At 67.3% G+C, this 18,499-nt stretch carries 16 protein-coding genes; 9 read left to right on the top strand and 7 right to left on the bottom strand.

What is annotated here, in order from left to right; translation table 11 throughout:
* Positions 1 to 256 precede the first annotated feature (256 nt).
* Positions 257 to 1,282 carry a LacI family DNA-binding transcriptional regulator gene (locus RIN18_RS11530; RefSeq protein WP_309104119.1) on the top strand — a complete coding sequence of 342 codons (1,026 nt, stop codon included), beginning with the start codon at positions 257 to 259 and terminating at the stop codon, positions 1,280 to 1,282.
* Complete coding sequence (locus RIN18_RS11525; protein WP_309104118.1) at positions 1,276 to 1,830, top strand: gluconokinase; 555 nt, start codon at positions 1,276 to 1,278, stop codon at positions 1,828 to 1,830. Before RIN18_RS11530 ends, RIN18_RS11525 begins: the two co-directional genes overlap by 7 nt.
* A gap of 147 nt (positions 1,831 to 1,977) precedes the next feature.
* Here RIN18_RS11525 and RIN18_RS11520 read toward each other — a convergent pair whose 3' ends face one another.
* Together RIN18_RS11520 and RIN18_RS11515 are read right to left on the bottom strand one after the other, a co-directional pair.
* A complete protein-coding gene (locus RIN18_RS11520; protein WP_309104117.1) occupies positions 1,978 to 2,760 on the bottom strand; it encodes an alpha/beta hydrolase in 783 nt (260 codons plus the stop codon).
* 2 nt (positions 2,761 to 2,762) lie between these two features.
* Positions 2,763 to 3,041: a DUF1905 domain-containing protein gene (locus RIN18_RS11515; RefSeq protein WP_309104116.1), complete on the bottom strand. Its 279-nt coding sequence runs from the start codon at positions 3,039 to 3,041 to the stop codon at positions 2,763 to 2,765.
* Between the two features lie 81 nt (positions 3,042 to 3,122).
* On the opposite strand from RIN18_RS11515, the gene RIN18_RS11510 reads away from it, so the two are divergent.
* Positions 3,123 to 3,749 (top strand): TetR/AcrR family transcriptional regulator, encoded by a 627-nt coding sequence (locus tag RIN18_RS11510; RefSeq protein WP_309104115.1) that lies wholly within the window; start codon positions 3,123 to 3,125, stop codon positions 3,747 to 3,749.
* 3 nt (positions 3,750 to 3,752) lie between these two features.
* Here RIN18_RS11510 and RIN18_RS11505 read toward each other — a convergent pair whose 3' ends face one another.
* Positions 3,753 to 5,492: a TetM/TetW/TetO/TetS family tetracycline resistance ribosomal protection protein gene (locus RIN18_RS11505; protein ID WP_309104122.1), complete on the bottom strand. Its 1,740-nt coding sequence runs from the start codon at positions 5,490 to 5,492 to the stop codon at positions 3,753 to 3,755.
* A 222-nt stretch (positions 5,493 to 5,714) separates the two neighbouring features.
* Between RIN18_RS11505 and RIN18_RS11500 the strand changes: the two genes are divergently transcribed.
* Genes RIN18_RS11500 through RIN18_RS11490 form a run of 3 tightly spaced genes read left to right on the top strand, consistent with a single transcriptional unit; the run spans position 5,715 to position 6,926 of the window.
* The gene (locus RIN18_RS11500; protein WP_309104114.1) at positions 5,715 to 6,062 is read left to right on the top strand and encodes a YciI family protein; all 348 of its coding nucleotides are present in this window, start codon (positions 5,715 to 5,717) and stop codon (positions 6,060 to 6,062) included.
* Complete coding sequence (locus RIN18_RS11495) at positions 6,059 to 6,565, top strand: GNAT family N-acetyltransferase (protein ID WP_309104113.1); 507 nt, start codon at positions 6,059 to 6,061, stop codon at positions 6,563 to 6,565. The genes RIN18_RS11500 and RIN18_RS11495 overlap by 4 nt, the downstream gene beginning before the upstream one ends.
* 7 nt (positions 6,566 to 6,572) lie before the next feature.
* Positions 6,573 to 6,926, top strand: a complete 354-nt coding sequence (locus RIN18_RS11490; RefSeq protein ID WP_309104112.1) for a hypothetical protein — start codon at positions 6,573 to 6,575, stop codon at positions 6,924 to 6,926.
* Between the two features lie 24 nt (positions 6,927 to 6,950).
* Here RIN18_RS11490 and RIN18_RS11485 read toward each other — a convergent pair whose 3' ends face one another.
* Positions 6,951 to 7,565 (bottom strand): MerR family transcriptional regulator, encoded by a 615-nt coding sequence (locus tag RIN18_RS11485; protein WP_309104111.1) that lies wholly within the window; start codon positions 7,563 to 7,565, stop codon positions 6,951 to 6,953.
* Positions 7,566 to 7,636: 71 nt separating this feature from the next.
* On the opposite strand from RIN18_RS11485, the gene RIN18_RS11480 reads away from it, so the two are divergent.
* Both RIN18_RS11480 and RIN18_RS11475 read left to right on the top strand, forming a co-directional pair.
* On the top strand, positions 7,637 to 8,149 hold the full coding sequence (locus RIN18_RS11480) for a DUF4188 domain-containing protein (RefSeq protein WP_309104110.1): 513 nt from the start codon (positions 7,637 to 7,639) through the stop codon (positions 8,147 to 8,149).
* An 81-nt stretch (positions 8,150 to 8,230) separates the two neighbouring features.
* Entirely contained in the window at positions 8,231 to 8,386 is a 156-nt protein-coding gene (locus RIN18_RS11475) for a hypothetical protein (RefSeq protein WP_309104109.1), read from the top strand.
* A 238-nt stretch (positions 8,387 to 8,624) separates the two neighbouring features.
* Here the strand turns inward: RIN18_RS11475 and RIN18_RS11470 are convergent, their stop codons facing one another.
* Complete coding sequence (locus RIN18_RS11470) at positions 8,625 to 9,026, bottom strand: helix-turn-helix domain-containing protein (RefSeq protein WP_309104108.1); 402 nt, start codon at positions 9,024 to 9,026, stop codon at positions 8,625 to 8,627.
* Between the two features lie 96 nt (positions 9,027 to 9,122).
* Between RIN18_RS11470 and RIN18_RS11465 the strand changes: the two genes are divergently transcribed.
* A complete protein-coding gene (locus RIN18_RS11465; protein WP_309104107.1) occupies positions 9,123 to 9,845 on the top strand; it encodes an SDR family NAD(P)-dependent oxidoreductase in 723 nt (240 codons plus the stop codon).
* A 16-nt stretch (positions 9,846 to 9,861) separates the two neighbouring features.
* On the opposite strand, the gene RIN18_RS11460 is transcribed toward RIN18_RS11465, so the two are convergent.
* On the bottom strand, positions 9,862 to 10,515 hold the full coding sequence (locus tag RIN18_RS11460; RefSeq protein ID WP_309104106.1) for a hypothetical protein: 654 nt from the start codon (positions 10,513 to 10,515) through the stop codon (positions 9,862 to 9,864).
* A gap of 202 nt (positions 10,516 to 10,717) precedes the next feature.
* Positions 10,718 to 18,301 carry a hypothetical protein gene (locus RIN18_RS11455; protein WP_309104105.1) on the bottom strand — a complete coding sequence of 2,528 codons (7,584 nt, stop codon included), beginning with the start codon at positions 18,299 to 18,301 and terminating at the stop codon, positions 10,718 to 10,720.
* Positions 18,302 to 18,499: the final 198 nt, after the last annotated feature.

Genomic DNA, 18,499 nt, shown 5'->3' with positions numbered 1-18,499 from the left:
GGATCCGAGAACGGCTGGTCTTCGGCCAACCACTCCACGGGCACGTGGCCGTGCGGCGAGATGATGGGGGCCGCAGCGACGAGGTCATAGAGCCGTCGAGCGACATCCCTCAGTCGCGGGTCGGTGGGCAGAAGGCGATCAGGGTCGCGCCGTTGCGGGTCGAGCATGCCCCTATTCCACTCGGAGTATGCGTTTTTGTCAATCGATTGCCACCAATCGATTGTCACCATGTGCCAAGATGTCCTGAGGAGGACGGATGACGCGCACCAACGGCGAAGAAGCATGGGGCCGCACCCCGCCAACGATCTATGACGTCGCTCAGGCAGCAGGGGTGAGTCCGTCGACCGTGTCCCGAGCGCTCAACAAGCCCGGCCGAGTCAACGCGGCGACTGAGAAGAGGATCCGTGAGCACGCCAGCGCTCTGGGCTATCAACTCAATCCCATGGCCCGAGCGGTGATCACGGGCCGATCCGACACCATCGCCCTCGTGCTCTCCGACGTCACGAACCCGGTCTACTTCGATCTCATCCGAGGCGCCGAACACATCTCCGCGTCCCATTCGCGCACCCTGGTTCTGGCTGAATCGCAGGAGTCTCCGGAGGTCGAGCTCGCCGTCACCCAACGCCTGCGGGTCGCTGTCGACGGCATCGTCCTCGTCGGCTCCCGCATGCACGACGATGAGATCCGATCCCTCACTCAGAGCAAACCCGTCATCGCGGTCAATCGCAGAGTCGACGGGGTGGCGAGCCTCGTCCCCGACATCGACGCCGGACTCGGTGAGGCGCTGGATCACCTCCGCGACCTGGGGCACCGAGCGGTCGGATATCTCGCCGGCCCTGAGACGTCGTGGATGAACCGATCGCGATGGAGCGTCCTGTTCGACGGCGCGATCTCCCGCGGCATGTCCATCGTCGAGATCCCCGCCTCGGCGCCGACCCTCGACGGTGGGCGGAGCAGCTTGAGGCGGGTGCTGGCCGCCGGGGTCTCGGCCGTCGTGGCGTACAACGATCTGATGGCACTCGGACTCCTGACGGCCGCCAAGGAGGCATCCGTCTCCGTACCGGGCCGGCTCAGCATCGTCGGTTCCGATGACATCTTCGGCGCCGATCTCGTGACACCGTCTCTGACGACGATCCGCAGCCCGCTCCGAGAGATTGGCTCGCGGGCCATCGAGATGCTGGTAGCTCCCCGTTCCGAAGATGAAGAGGAGCCCATGCCGGCGACCACCTTCATCCGCCGCGAGTCCACGGATGTCCCTCTTGAAAGCACGTCGACATGGTGATGCCGAGCGAGAGTCTCACCCCCATGATCCCCTCGATCGTCGTGATGGGTGTGTCCGGCACCGGCAAGACGACCTTCGGGAGCGCGCTGGCAGCGGAGATGGTCATGGTCTTCGTGGACGGCGATGATCTTCATCCGCCGGCCAACGTCGCCAAGATGTCGGCGGGCATACCGCTCGAAGACCTCGACCGCATCCCCTGGTTGGAAGCTGTCGGCGCGGTGCTGAGCTCGGGCGGCACCGTTGTCGCGTGCTCCGCGCTGAAGAGGAAGTACCGCGATGCGCTCAGGGGCTTTGCTCCGTCCGTGCGTTTCGTCCACTTACGGGGCATGCCGTCACTGATCGCGTCTCGAGCGTCGAGCAGGATCGGTCATTTCATGCCACCCGCTCTGGTGCAGTCGCAACTGGACACCCTCGAGCTTCCAGAACCGGATGAGAACGTTCTCGAGCTCGACATCGCCGCCCCCGTCGTCGATCTCGTCCGAATGGCCGCGTCAGGACTCCGAAACGACCATGGCAGCGCTCGGCAAGGACTGAACGTCCGCGGCTGACGGCCTCGCATCGCGGCTTCACGGCGGCTTGCGCAGGCTTCTCGTCCGGCAGTTCGAGCAGCACCCATTCGGCCGATCCGCCAACGGTTCTCATTCGTCGTGGGGTCCTTCGACGGCGCCCGGGATCAGGTGCTCGGGAGCCCCGTATCAGGGAGCGAGGAAACGGACGATCTCCTCTGCCATCGCGGCCGGGTCCCAGACGTGGTTCGAGCCTTCGACGCTCCGATGAGTGGCTCCGGGAACGGCACGGACGATCGCGTTCGCCGCATCGATCATCATAGGAAACGTTGTGGTGCCGGTGACGCACTCGACCGGCATCCGTAGCCCGCCGACCAGGTTCTCGAGCGCATCCGACTCGATCCAGGCCAGAGACTGAGCGTCGGCGACGTACGAGACGACACCGGCGACCATGGACTCCCACGCCGGCGGCCGCCTCGCGTCCTCCAGCCATTCGGGCGGCATGTCCTTCATGTAGTGGACCAGCGCGCCCTCCAGATCGCCTTCATCGATACGTCGCAGCACCTCGTCGGCCCATCGCCCAGCGCCGCCGGACTGTCCGCCGATCGGCGCCTCCCAGAGCAGCAGCCCCGTGACGGGCAAGCCGCGCGCGGCGGCGGCAAGCGCGATCGTGCACCCAGACGAGTGCCCGCACAGCGCAGCCCGGCCGCCCACCTCGTCGATGAGGGCACGGATCGCCTCGAGCTCGCGGTCGAGGTCTGGCACCGTCGTCGTCGCAGACTCCCCGCGCCCGAGCCGGTCGTACACGATCGTCGTCACCCCCGCCTGCGAGGCCAGTTCGGCAGTCTCGGTCGTCCACGGATCGACTTCGCGGTACGGCCCTGCGCCGGCGATGAAGATCATCGCCGGCCCCCCACCGCGTCGATCGAATGCCACCCGGTCGCCGAGGCTCGTCGTCAGCACTGAAGACATCGTCAGCTCACCCGCTCGACCAGATGCACGGCGACGGGGTCGCCGCCGCCTTTCGCGATCGCTTTTCGCAACGCCGCCTTCACGGGCAGCATGTGCGTGCCGTCACCCGTCGGAAGGAGCGTGGCGGCGAACTCTCGACCATCGATCGTTCCGGTCACCTTCACCGGCTTGCGTGTGCCGAACAGTTCGGCTGAGCCCGGAACGATGAGGGTCGTCCAGCCGCCGGGGCCGTCGCCTTCACGCAATGTGCCCTCGAATCGGTGGTCGATGGATGCGGACATCGTGCTCCTCCTTAGACTGGACCGTCCAGTACTGCGAAACTAGACCGTTCAGTACTACGATGTCAAGCAGGAGGCCCCACCATGAGTGACAATCGGCCCGCTACACGGATGTCGCCGGCCAAACGCGACAGCATCTTCGACGCTGCCCTCCAGGTGTTCCTGCGCGACGGCTACACCGGAGCGAGCATGGACGACATCGCCGCCCGATCCCAGGTGTCGAAGCAGACCGTGTACAAGCACTTCGGCAGCAAAGAGGCGCTGTTCGTCGAGATCGTCAGCTCGATGACCGCGAAAGCGGGCGACGGCGTGCACACCGAGCCGCAGGTGAGCGATGCCGACGAAGCCACGACCTACTTCAGCGACTACGCGATGCGCCAGCTGACCGCGGTGCTCACTCCCACGCTCGTGCAGATGCGCCGATTGGTCATCGGCGAGGCCGGCCGGTTTCCCGACCTCGCCCGGGCCCTCTACGAGCAGGGACCGCAGCGAGCGCTCGCGTCGATGACCGCGGCATTCGCTCGCCTCGACGCCGACGGCGTGCTGCGCGTGCCCGATCCGGCGCTGGCTGCCGAACAGTTCAACTGGCTGGTCATGTCGGGACCGGTGAATCGTGCGATGTTCCTCGGCGACAGCGCCATACCGCCGCGGCGCGAGCTGCAGCGCCATGCGGACGCCACTGCCCGGCTCATCGTCGCGGCGTACCGGTAGATCTCACCCGCCCTCCACCGGTCGCCACCCGGCGAACGTGGCGTCGACCGCCCCTTCTCCTCGGGTAACGCCGGGAAGCGCTCGCTCGAGGGCGAGCAGACGTGACGCGGGGAGGGTGGCGGTCACAGATACACGCGCACCGGCATCCTCGACGTTCTCAATCGCGGCACCGCCCGCGACTGTGGTCGAGATCAGGGTGGCGAGTGTTCCCTCGGGACCCTCGATCACCACGCGCTGGAGGGGCTCGCACAGCACGGTGCCCGCTTCGCGCAGACCCCGGTGGATCAGTTCGCCCATCAGCCGCCGGAAATCGGCAGCGCCGGTGCCCGGCGATTGATAGCCCGACCGCGTGACGGTGACCCGGGTGTTGATCACTCCCCAGCCGCGCAGTCCTCCGCGTCGAAGAGCGGCTTCGGCATATGCGCGCATCGCTGCCGAGAACGCCTCGACCGTGCCGTAGACGTACAACGGCACATCCTGGTGCGGTACGAGCACCTCGACGTGATTCCCATCGGAACGCTCGATCACCAAGCCGAGGGTGGCCAGGTGATGGTTGCCGTCTTCGTTGATGGCCGCGCCCACGGTCACCGCTCTCGCGACCTGCTCGCGCAGCATCACGGTGACCTCACCGAACTCGACCTCGATGCCGAGCTCGTCTTCGAGGGTGTCGCGCAACACCTCCTTCTGCACCTCGCCGTACAACGACACCGAGAGTTCGCCGGTGTGCTGATCCACGCGGAGATCGATCAGCGGATCCTGTTCCGACAGTCGCTGCAATGCCGAGCGCAGGTCGCCACTGCGCTCCGGATCGCGTGGCACGACGAGAGCCGACAATGTCGGCGGCGGGATCACGCTGGGTTCGCGCCCGCCCACTCCGAGCACGTCGCCGATGCGAGCCGAGCGCAGCCCGCGGACGCGTCCGATGCTCCCCGCCGGGATCGCACCGGCACGGCCGCCGTCGATGGCGGTCACACGGTCCTCGCCGATGCGGTCGCGCAGCCGTAGCGTCCCCGAACGCACGCGAACAGACGCAACGTGTTCCTGGTCGATGGCGAACACGACCGCTTCGAGATCGTCAGCGACGTTTTCGGGTGCCCTCGGAAGGAGCGATGCGATCGCGTCGAGCAGTTCGCTGATGCCCTCCCCCGTGACGGCCGACCCGCGATAGGCAGGAAGCACGCGAGCGCCGGCGACGAGCCTCGGGAGCACATCGGCCGGAGTGGCTCGATCCTCGGCGAACGCTTCGAGGGCGCGCTCGTCGTACTCGGCGAGGGCTTCTCGGGTCTCGCCCCACATCGGTATCGCGGTCGGGATGCTGTGTACGACCGCAGGTGCATCGGCACCCGTCCGGTCGGTCTTGTTGATGAAGAGCAGCGTGGGAACGCGGAGCCGCCGCAGCATCCGCAGGATGACGCGGGTCTGCGCCTGCACCCCTTCGACCGCAGAGACGACGAGAACGGCGCCGTCGAGTGCGCGGAGCGCTCGTTCGACCTCCGCGATGAAGTCGGGGTGACCGGGTGTGTCGATCAGATTGACGATCAGGTCGCCGCGCACGAATGATGCGACGTTGTTCTTGATCGTGATACCGCGACGCCGCTCAAGGGCGAGCGTGTCGGTGGCGGTGTCACCACCATCGACTGATCCGAGCCGGTCGATGGCTCCGGTGTCGAAAAGGAGGCGTTCGGTGAGACTGGTTTTACCGGCGTCGACGTGCGCGAAGATGCCGAGGTTGAGCGTAGGCAGGGCTTTGATCCTTCTGAAGCGAAATGGTCAGGGTTCGGAGCAAAGCAAGTCGCCGCATGACCGTTCCTTTCGCTGAGTCAGATGGTTGCCACCAGTGTTCGCCATGCTATCCGCCCGATTGGCCGTGTGACTAGGGTGATTAGGGCGGGACCTCGCCAGACGGCGTCTCGGCGTCGCCACTAAGTGAACTGACGACGCCTCCGCCGATACGAAGGAGCACCCATGCCGCAGTTCGCCGTCCTCATCTATTCGCAGGACTCCGCGCACGCCCTCGACGCGACCGACGAAGACCTCGCCGAGCCGAACGCGCACGGCGATGCCCTGGCCGCATCGGGTTCTCTGCGCGCAGCCTATGCGTTCACGCCGCGCGACATGGCCCGTTCGATCCGCGCGGACGGCGTGAGTAAGGGACCGTTCCTCGACGCACCGCAGGCCGTCGCCGGCGTGTACGTCATCGAGGCGCGGGATGAGGACGAGGCGCTCGCCATCGCCGGGACCAACCCCGAGGTGCGCGGCACGGGCGGCGTGGAAGTGCGGCTCATCCACAGCGGCGGTACCGTCGAGTCGTGACTCCCGAAGCCTCGCGGCTCGCGCCGCCGACGATACGTCCATACGCCGCCGACGATGCCGAGCCGACGCTGCGCATCTTCGAGCGTGCGATCCGCGTCACCGCGCTTTCGCGTTACACGGCGGAGCAGACTGCGGCCTGGCTCGGCGGGCCGCGTGACCTCGAGCAGTGGGCCACAGGTCGGCAAAGCGTGCACACGTTCGTCGCCGAGATCGACGGTGTCGTCGCCGGGTTCACCGACCTCTCGGATGCCGGCTACGTCGACCGCTTGTTCGTGGACCCCGAGTTCGGGCGCCGCGGGGTCGGCGCGGCATTGCTCGAGCATGTCGTCGACGAGGCGGATCGGCGCGGCATCCGCTCGCTGTCGACGCACGCGAGCCTCGTGGCCGAGCCGGTGTTCGCTGCCGCGGGATTCACAGTGTCGTACCGCGAGACCGTCGAGAAGGACGACCAGCGCCTCGACCGCGCCTTCATGGTGCGCGAGAGTCCACCAGCCGAGGATTGAGCGTCGGATGAGAGCGAGACAGACGACAGGGAAGTTGCGCAAGAACCCCAACGCCCTGGCGAAGGGCATCGGGCTTCTGATCGTTCAGGGCATCCTCTCGTTGTGCCTCAACTTCTGGATACTGCTCACCAGCCTCAAGATCGCGGGCTGCGGAGACTTCTGTGATTACGCGCTGGCCGGCGGCGCACTTGAGGCGCATCGTTGGATTCACATCGGCGCCTTCACCGCGGCAGTACTCGCCGTCATCGTCCTCTCGCTGCTGGGCAAAGAGAGCTGGTGGGCACCTGCCTTCGGCATCGCCGTCATCCTGCTGACGACCGTGGCGGCCACCATCGCCATAGACGTCGCAACCGCGGTGTAGCCACGGGCGGCTTTACTGGCCTTCTCAGTTCCCCGCCCCGCCGAACCTCTCGGCCGACGCGACCTGCTGGGCTACGCGCCGAAGCGCCAGAAGCAGCGGTTCGACGAGCACGGATCCGAGCACGACGTAGCGCACGGCAGCCTCGGCCGATTCGGTCGGGACGCCGGCGATCTCGGCATCCGCGATCCGCCGGATGTTCTCGAGGTACACCGGCATCACCGGGTCCGGCACGGTGAAGCCCGCACGTTTCAGCCCCTGCAGCGCTCGAGCGACGGCATGCAGCACGGCTTGGCTGCACATCCCCGGCTCCCACCCGAGCTGCGTCGCCAACTGCTCGGCCTCGGTGAGATCGAGGGCGTCGTCGACGGGCGGGGTGATGGCAGCGTGCGCGGTGCCCAGCAGGTCGTGCGCCTTCTCGGGCGGAGTGTCGAGAGCCTCGAGCACGCGCCGGGTCTCGGCAATGGTCACACCCGAATCGAGCAGGGCGCGGATGACCCGCAACCGCTGCATATGCACGTCGCCATACGCCGCTTGCGTCGGAGCGCTCCGCTCGCCCTCGGGCAGCAGACCCTCACGCAGGTAGTACTTGATCGTCGGAACCGTCACTCCGGTTACTGCCGACAGTTCGGAAATTCTCATCGCCACCTCTTGACTTCGATAGTACTGCTATCCAATATGGATAGTGCAGCTATCCAAGAAAGAAGGACCCCATGTCGCGCGTCATCAAGGGACGAATGACCCACCGCTACGACGGCGAACTCGTCGTGTTCCACATCGGCATGCAGATCAACCGCTGGTGGCGACCGGATCTCTGGATGCCGGCATTCTTCGCCATGCCGCGGATGCTCCGCGAGCTTTCCACCGACGAAGATTCCGGGTTCCTCGGCTACGAACTGCTGATGGGCAGCGGCGGACCGTACACCGTGCAATACTGGTCGTCGATCGACAAGCTCTACGCCTACGCCTCGAGTCCGTCGCAGGAGCACCGGCCGGCGTGGACCCGCTTCAACAAGGCCGCGCGCAAGGCGCCGGGAGCTGTCGGCGTCTGGCACGAGACGTTCCTCGTCGAGCGCGCGGAGAGCGTCTATGTCTCGACCAAGCCGATGGGGCTACCGAAGGCGACGGAGCTCGTCGAAGTGACCCGCAACCGCGATCGGGCGCGGGCCCGGTTCGAGGGCGGACGCACGACCGCGGCGGCGGCGGAGAAGGCCGTCGCGCCATGATCGCCTGAGTTACGGCGTCCGCCGCGGCGGAAGGCGGCAGATCGGCATACGCTGTGATCGTCGCAGAACGAAGGAGTCACCGTGTCTTCCCACCAGGACCACATTCCCGCCCCGGACGAGGCGACCGTGCCGGAGCTCGAGGTCGACGAGAGCATCGCGCCACGCCCGGAGGAAGAAGCCGCCGACCTGTTGCGCGCAGAACCCGACGTCGAGGATCACAGCCGGCGTCAGGAGTGATGCCGGCCAGGCCGAGGCGGTCACTCTCCGACCAGACTCAGCGCGCCCGGCGTGTCCACGCCACCGCGAACAGCACCGCTGCGGCGAGGAACGCGACCCCGTAGGCCATCCGTCCGCCCGACGGCAGTGCGAACTGCGCGAGCACGAGGGCGCCAGCACACTCAGCGGCCGCGCACCCCAGGCCGCGGCCCCGGCCCGTTTCGCCACGGCCGCGCGAAACCGAGCGCGCTGGGCTGATTCACGAGGTCGGTTGTGCCGACAATCGCCGCGTATCGATCGTCACCGTATCGAAGCGATTCCGAGCGTCTTCGATCCGGGGCAGATTTCCCAGGACCCACGTGGCCAGCACGCGCAACTGCTCGGCCATCTCACGACCGAGATCCGTGAGCTGGTACTCGACGCTGGGCGGGTTCGTCGGGAACACCGTGCGCGAGACGAAGCCCTCTCGCTCGAGCCCTCGAAGCGTAGAGGTCAGCATCTTCGATGAGATCGTGGCGATCTCACGCCGCAGCTCACTGAAGCGCTGCGGCTCGATCTCCAACCGCATGAAGATCATGACCGACCACTTCTCGCCGATTCTCGCCAGCACTTCGGCGGCGCGTCGGCAGTCCTCGGTTACGAGCAGGTTATCTGGTTGCACGAAAGTGCCTCCTTCACAGCTTGTGGTCTCCTTCATACAGTAGGTAACTCAGGGATACCAGCTCGAGCTGGCGGATCAAGGGGTCATCTCATCAACATGCAGCGCGTCGTCCTCATCACCGGCGGCACCTCGGGCATCGGACTCGCCCTCGCAGAAGCCTTCCTGAGCGAAGGATCCGCTGTGGCCGTCTGCGGCCGGTCACAGACGGCCCTCGATCGCTTCGCGCTGACACATCCCGACGCCCTCGCCATCCGGGCAGATGTCACCCGTGCCGAGCACCGAGCCGCGATGCTGCAGGCCGTCGCCGATCGCTTCGGCAGACTCGACGTTCTGGTCAACAACGCCGGGACCTTCGTCGCCCGTGACTTCACAGCGGGCGAGGACTCCGAGATACAGACGCTCGAAGAGGAGGTGGCGTTGAACCTGACGGCCCCCTTGCTCCTCACGGGCGAGACACTCCGCCGTTGGAGGGGGCTCGATGCGATCGTGTTCGTGACGTCTGGCCTGGCATTCGTCTCCCCCGCCCGCGCACCGAGCTACGGCGCGGTCAAGGCCGGGTTGCATGGTTTCGCTGAAGGCCTGCGGCGACAGCTCGCACCGCACGGAACACATGTGCTCGAGCTCGCACCGCCCACCACGGCAACGCCGATGACGGCCGGACAGAGCGGCAAGATGCTGACACCCGCCGAGGTCGCAGCGGTCACCCTCAAGGCGCTCAGGAACCGGAAGCGCGTGGCTCTTCCGGGCACGGCCAAGTGGCTGCCGACGCTGTTGCGTATCGCGCCGAATGCGGTCGGCAACGCCGTATCGCGGCTCTGATCAACGGATATGCAGGCTACGCCGCCGGTGCCGGCGTAGGCCTTCGCCGCCACGCCACGGCGAACAGCACCGCCGCGAGGAGGAACGCAACCCCGTAGGCCATGCGCCCGGCGGGCGGCAGTGCGAACTGCGCGAGCACGAGGGCCGCCAGCACACTCAGCGGCCATGCGCCCCAGGCCGCGGCTCCGGAGCGCTTCGCCACGACCGCGAGACAGATCATCGCCGCCGCGACGATGAGCAGCCCCGCGCCGAACACGCTGACCGCCACCAGGTTCATCCGGATGCTGGTGCTCAGCGCCACCACGTCGACGGACGATCCGGTGAGCGCCGCCCGACCGATCTCGTGCAGGGCGAAGGTCTCGGCGCCGAAGTACAGCAGTACGAGCGACGTCCCCACGAATGTTCCGTACCGGGCGATCCGCGCGACCGGCGACCTCCGTCTGACCGCGTGCTGCCGGATGCCTTCGGCCACGACGTCGTTTGCGAGAAGCGTCAGCAGGATGAACACGGCGGCACCCGCGAGGTGGGCGATGACCCACCGCGGGTCGGCGAAGGCCTCGGCCATCGCCTCCGGCTCCTCGGTCACGTCGCCCCAGGGACGCACGAGCTGGAACGCCGCCATCGACACTCCGGCGGCGATGGCGTACACGGGGACCTGTGGCTGCCGCATCCGGTTCTCCTTCATCGGGGTGGCGATGCGGCCAACGGTATGCGCACGAGGTGAACGGCGGAGAACCGGAACGAAGCGGATCGCCGGCGAGTACATGATCGTCATGATCGCTCGCCGTGCGACCGCTTTCGCCGGGCTTGTCCGACGCTCGCGGCGGCCCGTTGTGGCGGGGTCGTGAGCATTCGCCCACGACCCCGCCATCTCAGACCGTTTCGTTCGTGCTTTCGCCGGTGCGACGGCGCCGACGACGGAGCAACAGCACCCCGGCGCCTGCCAACAGAAGCAACAGCGCGAGAGCCCCAAATGTCCAGTTGACCACACCGCCTGTCACAGCCAACCGGACGACGAGTGCTTCTGTGGTCGTGGTCCGCTCCGCGGCGCCCCCTCCCGGAAGCAGGGCGAGAAGTGTCGGATCGCTGGTGATGGTGTTCACGAGCTTTGCGCCATCCGCGGTGCCGGAGTGCACGCGCACCGAGTAGGTGATCGTGGATGTCTCGCCCGCAGCCAGTCCGCCGGACCAGGTGAGGGTCTCACCGCTCACGCTCGCCTGCCCGCTCGTGGGCGCCGGCACGCCGACCAGAGCAGCATCGTCAAGGACGTCACTGAGGTCGTCGGTGACTGTCGCCGCCCCGTCAGGGATGTCCGCCTGGCCGGTGTTCGTGACAGTGACCGTGTAGTTGACCGCCCCGTTGGGCCCGACGACGTCCGCGTCTGCGACCTTCGTCACCTGCAGTGCGGCCAGCGGTGTGAACGTCGACGCGCATGCGTCGGGCTCACACTCATCGGGGGCGATAGCGGTCGTGCTCAGCGGCTCGGCCGCATAAGCGACGTTGTCCAGATCAGCGTCTCCGCCTCGATCCTCGATCGTGGCGGTGTACGTGATCGTGACGGATGCGCCAGTGGCGAGCTCAGAATTGAACCGGAACGCGGTCCCCAGATCCGTCACAGTACCCACCTCCGGGGCCACCACCGGTGTGGAGACCTCGGCATCATCCTGAACGTCCGAGAGGACGTCGACGATCACGGCCGGGAAGAGGGTGGTGAAGTCGCCCTCCCCTGTGTTCTCAATGGAGATGGTGTAGTCCACAGTGTCACCGATGCGCAGGAATTCCGCGGACGGTGTCGCTGTCTTCGAGATCGTCAGCTCGGGAAGAAGCAGGTCAGCCGTTGCCACGGCGGTCGAGGCGACCACTCCATCGACGCCGCTCTCGACTGTCGCGGAGTTCGCCCACCCGCCGTCCACGCTCTCCTGACCGGCGGACAGTGCGGCCCGAACGGTCACATCGAAGACGTGGACGGTGTCAGCGGGCAACGCCGTGCCGTCGTGAACCAGCTGCAGGTCGGTCTGCCCGTCCCAGGCCGGATTCACCGCGGGACCATCCGTACGGGAAGACGCCGATTCGACCGTAACCTCACTCTCTGCCGGGAACGACAGTTCATCCACGAGGCCATAGCTGAGTTGCAGCGAGGACGGGTTCGAGACCGTCATCGTGTACGAGAGCAGCCACGATCCATCGGGCTGCTGCACCGGCACGCCGTTCAGCTCCTTCGTCACGCCGGGATCCCACGCTCGAGCGCACGCCATGCGCTCGAGATCGACGACACCGGTGCCGAGGGTGACGGTGTTACCGAAGCCGGAGCCGGTCTCGCCGGTGTCCATCGTGCAGTCGCCTGCCGGGTCGTCCCCCGTAACAGCTCCTGCGTCGATCACCGCATGCACCGTGTAGGTATGACTGCCCGCTGCGGGAAGGAGCACGTTCTCGGAGATCGCCTCGCCGTTCACGCCGCCCCACGAGGAGGGCTCGACGCCGGCGGGGACATCGACGGATGCCCCGGCGAGGGTGATCCCGTCACCGAGAGCGAACTCGTCGCCGAGGGTGTACCGGCTGGCTGCCGTCGTCGACGGGTTCGCGACCGTGATCGCATAGTCGACCGCCCACGTGCCATCGGCCTGCTGGTGCTGCGCTGCAATGGTCTTGGAGATCACCGGAGCGGGAACCAGTGGGACGTCGGCGCACGCGACGGCACCGGAGACCCGGGCACCGACGACGATCTCGATCTCGTTGCGCAGTCCTCCGGGGCCCTGCTGCGGGTCGCACACCGGCACCGATTCGAGTCCCGCCGGAACGGCGAACCGCACGGAGACCGTCCAGGTCTGCACCTGCGCCTGCGTCACACTCGGTGCGGCTCCGATGGCGTGGCTGCCCAGCGATCTGACTGCGATGCCGTCGAAGTCCTCGTCCACCGATGCGCCGGTCGGCGCGTCGACCGACACGTCCTCGATCACGACGTTCTCCGGGAACCCGAGGGTGTCCTCGAGGCGGTAGGGGATCGCGCCGGAGGTGGTCGCGGAGCGGTTGGTCACCGTGATCGTGTAGTCGAGGGTCCAGGTGCCGTCCTCGTTCTGCTCCGGCTGGCCGACGGCCGACTTCACGACGCTCGGGTCGGTGGCCGGTTCACACGCGTCGGCGAATGCGCTTCGTGTGCCGACCGTCACCGTGGCGATGTTGCGATATCCGGTTCCGGTCTCTCCGTCGTCGACGCGGCAGTCGGCGAGTGGCGACTCCACCTCGAGGACGCCGGGGTCCGCCTCGACCGTCACCGTGTAGACGTCGACCGCTCCGGCGGCGATCGCCTTGGGTGCGGTGAGCACAGCGGTGGCGTCGGTGCCATTCCAGTCGCCGTCGATCGTCGCATCGGCAGGCCCCACGACGCCACGATGGACGACCGTAACTCCGTCTGCGAAGTTCAGGCTGTCGTCGAGCCGGTATGACGAGGCGTACTCCGAATCAGGATTCTGGACCCGCACCTCGTAGATGAGCGACCAGTTGCCGTCGGGGAGGACGGACGACGAGAGGACGCGCTTGCTTACGTCGACCATCGGCTGCATGACTACTGCGGTGCAGGCGTCGGCCGTTCCCGACACGGTGCTGCCGGCGCCGGCGAAGAGCGTCGCCGTGTTGGCGTAGCCGCCGGTGCCCGCCGGTCCGCAGAGCAGGTCTGCCGGCGCCACGGAGCCGAGCGGGGCGTCTACGACCACCGAGAGCGCGTAGTTCTGCGTGATCGATGTCTGCGTTCCCGTCGGCGCGGGAATTCGCATCACGTTCGGCGTGAGCGAGGCAGCGGCGGCGCCGTCGAAGCCGTCGACGGTAGCCCCTCCTGGTCCGGTGGCGGTCACCGAGCGGACGGTGACGCCGGCTGGGAACGCGAACGCATCGTTCAGCGTGTAGGCGAGGTCAGCCGCGGCGCGGCTGGCATTGGCGACCGAGACGACGTAATCGACCCGCCATGTGCCATCCGCCTGCTGCACCGGCGCTGCGGCACGCTTGCTCACCGTGGGCTCGGCGGGCGAGGCGCATGCGTCAGCGGTCACAGCCGAGCGCCCCGGGAGGGCGAGCGAGGCGCTGTTCCCGAAACCACCGGTCGCACCGGAGACGCAGACTGCGGCAGCGGTGCCTGGCGTCGTGCCGGCGTCGGCCTGCACGGCCACTCGGTACGTATGCTGCGCACCGGCGGCAATCACGACGCCGGTGGCCAGGGTGTCGCTCTGCCCCGGTGCCCACGCCGACGTTGAGCCGTCCGGGAGCGAAGCGGATGCGCTGACGACCTGGATGCCCGCGCCAAAGCGGAGGCTGTCGCTGAGCGTGTACGTCGTGCTCCCCTCAGGGGCCGGGTTGGTCACGTCGATCGCGTACACGATCGACCAGGTGCCGTCGTCGTTCTGCACGAGCGACTCGATGCGCTTGCCGAGCTCGGGGGCGAAGACCGATGCGACGACCGCGCAGGCGGTGCCGTTTTCGTCGACGCCGTCCGTGCACGAGTCGCCGACCGTGCCCGAACCCCACGCGGTGTTCGTGAGGCGCATGTCAGCGCCGTCGCCGACCGTCACGGTGTAGTCGAACGTGACGGCCTCGCCGATCGCCAGGGGGCCCGACCAGCTCAGACGCCCGGAGCCGTCCGGCGCGATCGCCGACACGGCGCCTCCGATGGAGACGGTGCCCTCGCCGTACGAGGCGTCGTCGAGAACCGCCGAGAGATCGTCGAGGAGGCGGGCAGGGTTCTCGGCCGTAAAGGCGACGGTGCCGTCGTTCACCATGCTGACGGTGTAAGTCACCACGTCACCGGGACGGACACCCGACGGTGCCGCATTGCTGGACTTCGACACGGTGGTGCGACGGAGGGTGTCGAGGTCCTCGTCCGTCGAGGTGAGCGGGCGGGTCGCGTCGGCGGGGTCGGCGGCGCTGGCGGTCACCTCGTTGACGACGTCACCAGTCGCACCGGAATCGATCCGGACAGTTACGGTGCGTGTGATGGTGCTTCCCGCGGCTCCGGTGCCGTTTGCGCCGTCGCCGTCGGCCGTCCCGGCGCGAGCGAGGTCCACCGTCCACGAGATCGTGCCACCGCGGCCGGCCGCATCGGCGCCGGTGTGCGTTCCTCCGTCGCTGGCGCCGACGAACACGGCGCCAGCCGGCAGCGTGTCAGTGAGCGTCACGGCGGGGATGGCCTCGCCGACGAGATTGTTGGTGGCCGTAACCGTGTAGGTGAGTTCCTGGCCGGGAGTGGCGGTCTCGACGCCGTCGGTCTTCGTCACCGACAATTCTGGAGCCGCGACGAAGACGCGGAAGCATCCCTCCGCCTCATTGTTGTCGCTTTCAGGATCGACCATCACACCGGTCACCGCCGCTCCGACGCAGATCTCCTCGGCTTCGGCCGTCGGACGCACGGGCATGTTCAGCGCGACCGGCGTGTCCAGCGGCAGCGTCGTGACCGAGCCGGCGGCGTCGACGGGCTGACACGACAGCGTCATCGGACCGGTGATCGGGGCCGATGCGCTTCCGGCGGTGCACGACCATCCGGCGGGCGTCAGCGATGTCGCCACGAGACCCGCAGGGATGCGGACGTCGACGGTCGCCGGCGCGTTCGCCGAACCTCCGTTGTTCACCACCGTGAAGGGCACCAGGCCCAGGCGGTCCTCCTGCAGCGGCAGCCGCTCGGGAACGGTGACCTCGAGGTCTGCCTCAGCGGTCACGGCGCACACCGCAGGCGGCTCTGACGGGATGGTCTCTGCGGTGTCGACAGCGATCGAGTTGCATGCGCGGGCGTCGGCCGAAGCGCCTGCGCTCACATCCGCAGTGTACTGAAAGCTCACGGACTGACCCGGAGTCAAAGTCCCGCCGTACTGGGCGCGCAGCGACTGCATGCCCGTAGCAGCGGTGCCCCAGGTGCCGGTGACGGGTCCGGAGAAGACCTCAGGACGCGGCGGATTCTTCGACTCCGAGTACGTCAGCGTCAGCCCAGGACTGACGTTGTCGATCCCGGAGAGTGTCTCGTCGAAGGTCGATCCACGGGGTGTGGCCGCGGTGGCGTCACTGGTACCCATGTCGCCGACGTAGGGGAGCACGTCGTATGCGACGATCCCCGTCAGGCTCTGATTGCCCGTGTTGGTGACGGTGACCCGGTAGCGGATATCGCTCGCGGTCGTGGAGACCGGCACCGGCTTGGTGCTGTCCGTCACCCAGGTGCAGCCGCCGTCGTCCGGCAGACAGATCTCCTTGACGACGTCGACGAGGTGCTGGCCGAAGACCTGCACGTTCTGCGTGTACGTGGCGAAGAACTCGGTCGTGGAACCGTCGTTGTCGACATCCGGAGCGTCTTGCGTCGGGAGGCCGATCGTCGTGTTGGCACCGCTGAGGCCATGACGTGAGTCTCCGACCCACCCTGCTGCGGTGCTGATCGTGCCCGGCGTGACGGCGAACGTCGGCTGCGCGACCACCGTCATCGCGGGCCAGGACTCGTTCTCTCCGAACACGACGGTGCTCGGCCATGTCGCGACGATCGCCTGGCGCGTCGCTCCGGCGATCGTGACGGTCTTCGTGGTGTAGGTCACGCCGGCTGGGACGCTGCCCGCGGGGAACGACGCGGAATCGGGCACGATCACCCAGTCCTTCGGAGCGATGAATGCATACTGCGGCGTGATGTCCATGTCGGCGGGGATGTTCAGCGTCCCTCCGCTCACGGTGAAGGTGACGTTGCGACCAGGAACGGCCTGACCGTTGTTGGAAACCACCCCAGGGGTGAGGTTAGCGTTCAGGACCGGCCGAGCAGTCGTGGGCGGCGGAACGACCGGCCGCGCCTCGAACTTGATCAGGGCAGTCGCCTGGGTCACGACCGGCGCGATCGTCGTGCCGGGGTAGGACATCGTCGTGGTGGCGGTGTTGGTGCGCACCGCGCCGACCGGGGCGGCCTTACTGACCGTGTATTCGAAGCTCGCCCAGAAAGCCGTGCCGATCCCGGTGTCCTGCGGACGGATGTTCCCGGGCGCGAGAGATCCACTAGTGATGGTGGCTGAGACGTAGCGGCATCCGTCCGCCTGCTGCGCTGCGGTCAGCGTGGTGACTGTGACAGCCGTCTTCGTCTCGGTGACTGGCGCCGCTGTACCGCACTGGTAGGTCGCGACGATGGTGGCTGCCCCCGAGGTGCGGATGGTTCGCACAGGAGCATTGGCCTGATCCAGCGTGTCATCGACGATAGTCGCCTGTCCGGGGGCATTGCCGGCGTTGTAGGTCCTGACCGACCATTCCTTGACGTTGTCAGCGAAGGGCGCAACCGGCTGGCCCGCCGTGCACGCGCGACCCCAGTCGTCCCGGTTGTACGCCGGGCAGACATAGCCCGAGGTCTCCGGCGGGATGTATACGGTGCGCGGCCAAGTCGCGGGACCGTCGGAAGTGCTGTCCTTGGTCATGGTGGAACGGCCGAAGGGCTCATAGCACGAGACGGTGGTGCTCGACGGGGCGGCGAGAGCGGTCTTGGTCGTCCGCGCGGTGTCAAGGTAGGTGAAGGTCGCGCTGCCGCCCGTGACCGTGACGGGAGCCTCGAAGTTGCACCCGTTGGCGTCGGCACCGGGGAATGCGGCCGCCGGGTACGTGACGGTGACAAATCCGGGCGGGCTGCTGGGGGTCCACCCACCGGCTGCAGCGAATGCGGGTGCGTCGAGTGTGCCGAGCTTCCACGTGACCACACCACCACGGCCATTCGCGTCGGCGCCCGTGTGCACCCCGCCATACGTGGAGCTCTTGAACACCGCCTGGGGCGGCAGCGGCAGCTGTACTGTGTAGTCGCCGGCGCCGATGAAGGCTGCTTGACCAGCGATGGATCCTGGGCTGATACCGCGTCCCCAGACGCCGCTGTTCATCGCGACCGAATAGGTCGCGTCCGCGCCTGGCTTGACGACGGTAGGGCCGCCCACCGACATGGTGGGCGTGGGCAGACTGTTGTTCCACGTGACTGCCGGGGCCGTGGCGCTCACCGAGGAGACTGCATTCGGGGACGATGCGGTGGCGCCCATCACGATCTGGAAACCGGACGGATAGAAGTTGCCGGGGGCGGTACGTCCGCCGGTCACGCGCGGGAGGATCTGATACTGCGCGTTGAAGCTGCCCGAAGTGCCCGCCGGGATATCACCGATGGGGAAGGTCATCCCGGTGAGGTTGGTTCCCTGCGGAGCGCCGGTGGCCGTCGAGGGCGCAGTCCAGTTTTCGTAATTGAGCAGCGCCTGCCAGGAGGTGTTGATGGCGAGGTTGTAGGGATCGGCCTGCGACGGCGTGAACTGCACCCTGGTGTCGGTGCAAGTGGCCACGGCACACGAATAGCTGACGCGATAGGCGATGCGGTTGTCGTTGGTGTCCGCGGCAGCCGAGGTGAGGGGTGCACCGGTGATGTAGTGCACCGGCGTGACCGTGATGGACAGCACTCCAGGGCCGGCTGCAGCGGCCGGGGACGCAGGCACGAGGCTGAGAACCAGACCCAAGGCGACCAACGGTGCCAACAGCCGCCGCCACCCGTTCCACGGTTTGATCTCACTCCGCGAACGCACATCTAAACCGGACATCGTTTCCCTCCCCGAAAACGAGCGGCCGACGGACATCGTCGGCGGGCGCACTGGTCAGAGCTTTCAGGAAATTCACAGGCGCAGCTTTGTTATACC

The sequence above is a fragment of the Microbacterium sp. genome (genome assembly GCF_031179285.1).
Taxonomy (GTDB): Bacteria; Actinomycetota; Actinomycetes; order Actinomycetales; family Microbacteriaceae; genus Microbacterium.
The sequence above is the reverse complement of the archived record's forward strand: the minus strand, read 5'-3'. Positions and strand labels throughout refer to the sequence as shown.

What these genes read in the sequence shown, in the direction of transcription:
- RIN18_RS11465 (WP_309104107.1), top strand. Translation starts at nt 9,123, where the DNA reads ATGCAGCGCGTCGTCCTCATCACCGGCGGCACCTCGGGCATCGGACTC.
- RIN18_RS11500 (WP_309104114.1), top strand. Translation starts at nt 5,715, where the DNA reads ATGCCGCAGTTCGCCGTCCTCATCTATTCGCAGGACTCCGCGCACGCC.
- RIN18_RS11460 (WP_309104106.1), bottom strand. Translation starts at nt 10,515, where the DNA reads ATGCGGCAGCCACAGGTCCCCGTGTACGCCATCGCCGCCGGAGTGTCG.
- RIN18_RS11485 (WP_309104111.1), bottom strand. Translation starts at nt 7,565, where the DNA reads ATGAGAATTTCCGAACTGTCGGCAGTAACCGGAGTGACGGTTCCGACG.
- RIN18_RS11490 (WP_309104112.1), top strand. Translation starts at nt 6,573, where the DNA reads ATGAGAGCGAGACAGACGACAGGGAAGTTGCGCAAGAACCCCAACGCC.
- RIN18_RS11480 (WP_309104110.1), top strand. Translation starts at nt 7,637, where the DNA reads ATGTCGCGCGTCATCAAGGGACGAATGACCCACCGCTACGACGGCGAA.
- RIN18_RS11530 (WP_309104119.1), top strand. Translation starts at nt 257, where the DNA reads ATGACGCGCACCAACGGCGAAGAAGCATGGGGCCGCACCCCGCCAACG.
- RIN18_RS11510 (WP_309104115.1), top strand. Translation starts at nt 3,123, where the DNA reads ATGAGTGACAATCGGCCCGCTACACGGATGTCGCCGGCCAAACGCGAC.
- RIN18_RS11515 (WP_309104116.1), bottom strand. Translation starts at nt 3,041, where the DNA reads ATGTCCGCATCCATCGACCACCGATTCGAGGGCACATTGCGTGAAGGC.
- RIN18_RS11520 (WP_309104117.1), bottom strand. Translation starts at nt 2,760, where the DNA reads ATGTCTTCAGTGCTGACGACGAGCCTCGGCGACCGGGTGGCATTCGAT.
- RIN18_RS11525 (WP_309104118.1), top strand. Translation starts at nt 1,276, where the DNA reads ATGGTGATGCCGAGCGAGAGTCTCACCCCCATGATCCCCTCGATCGTC.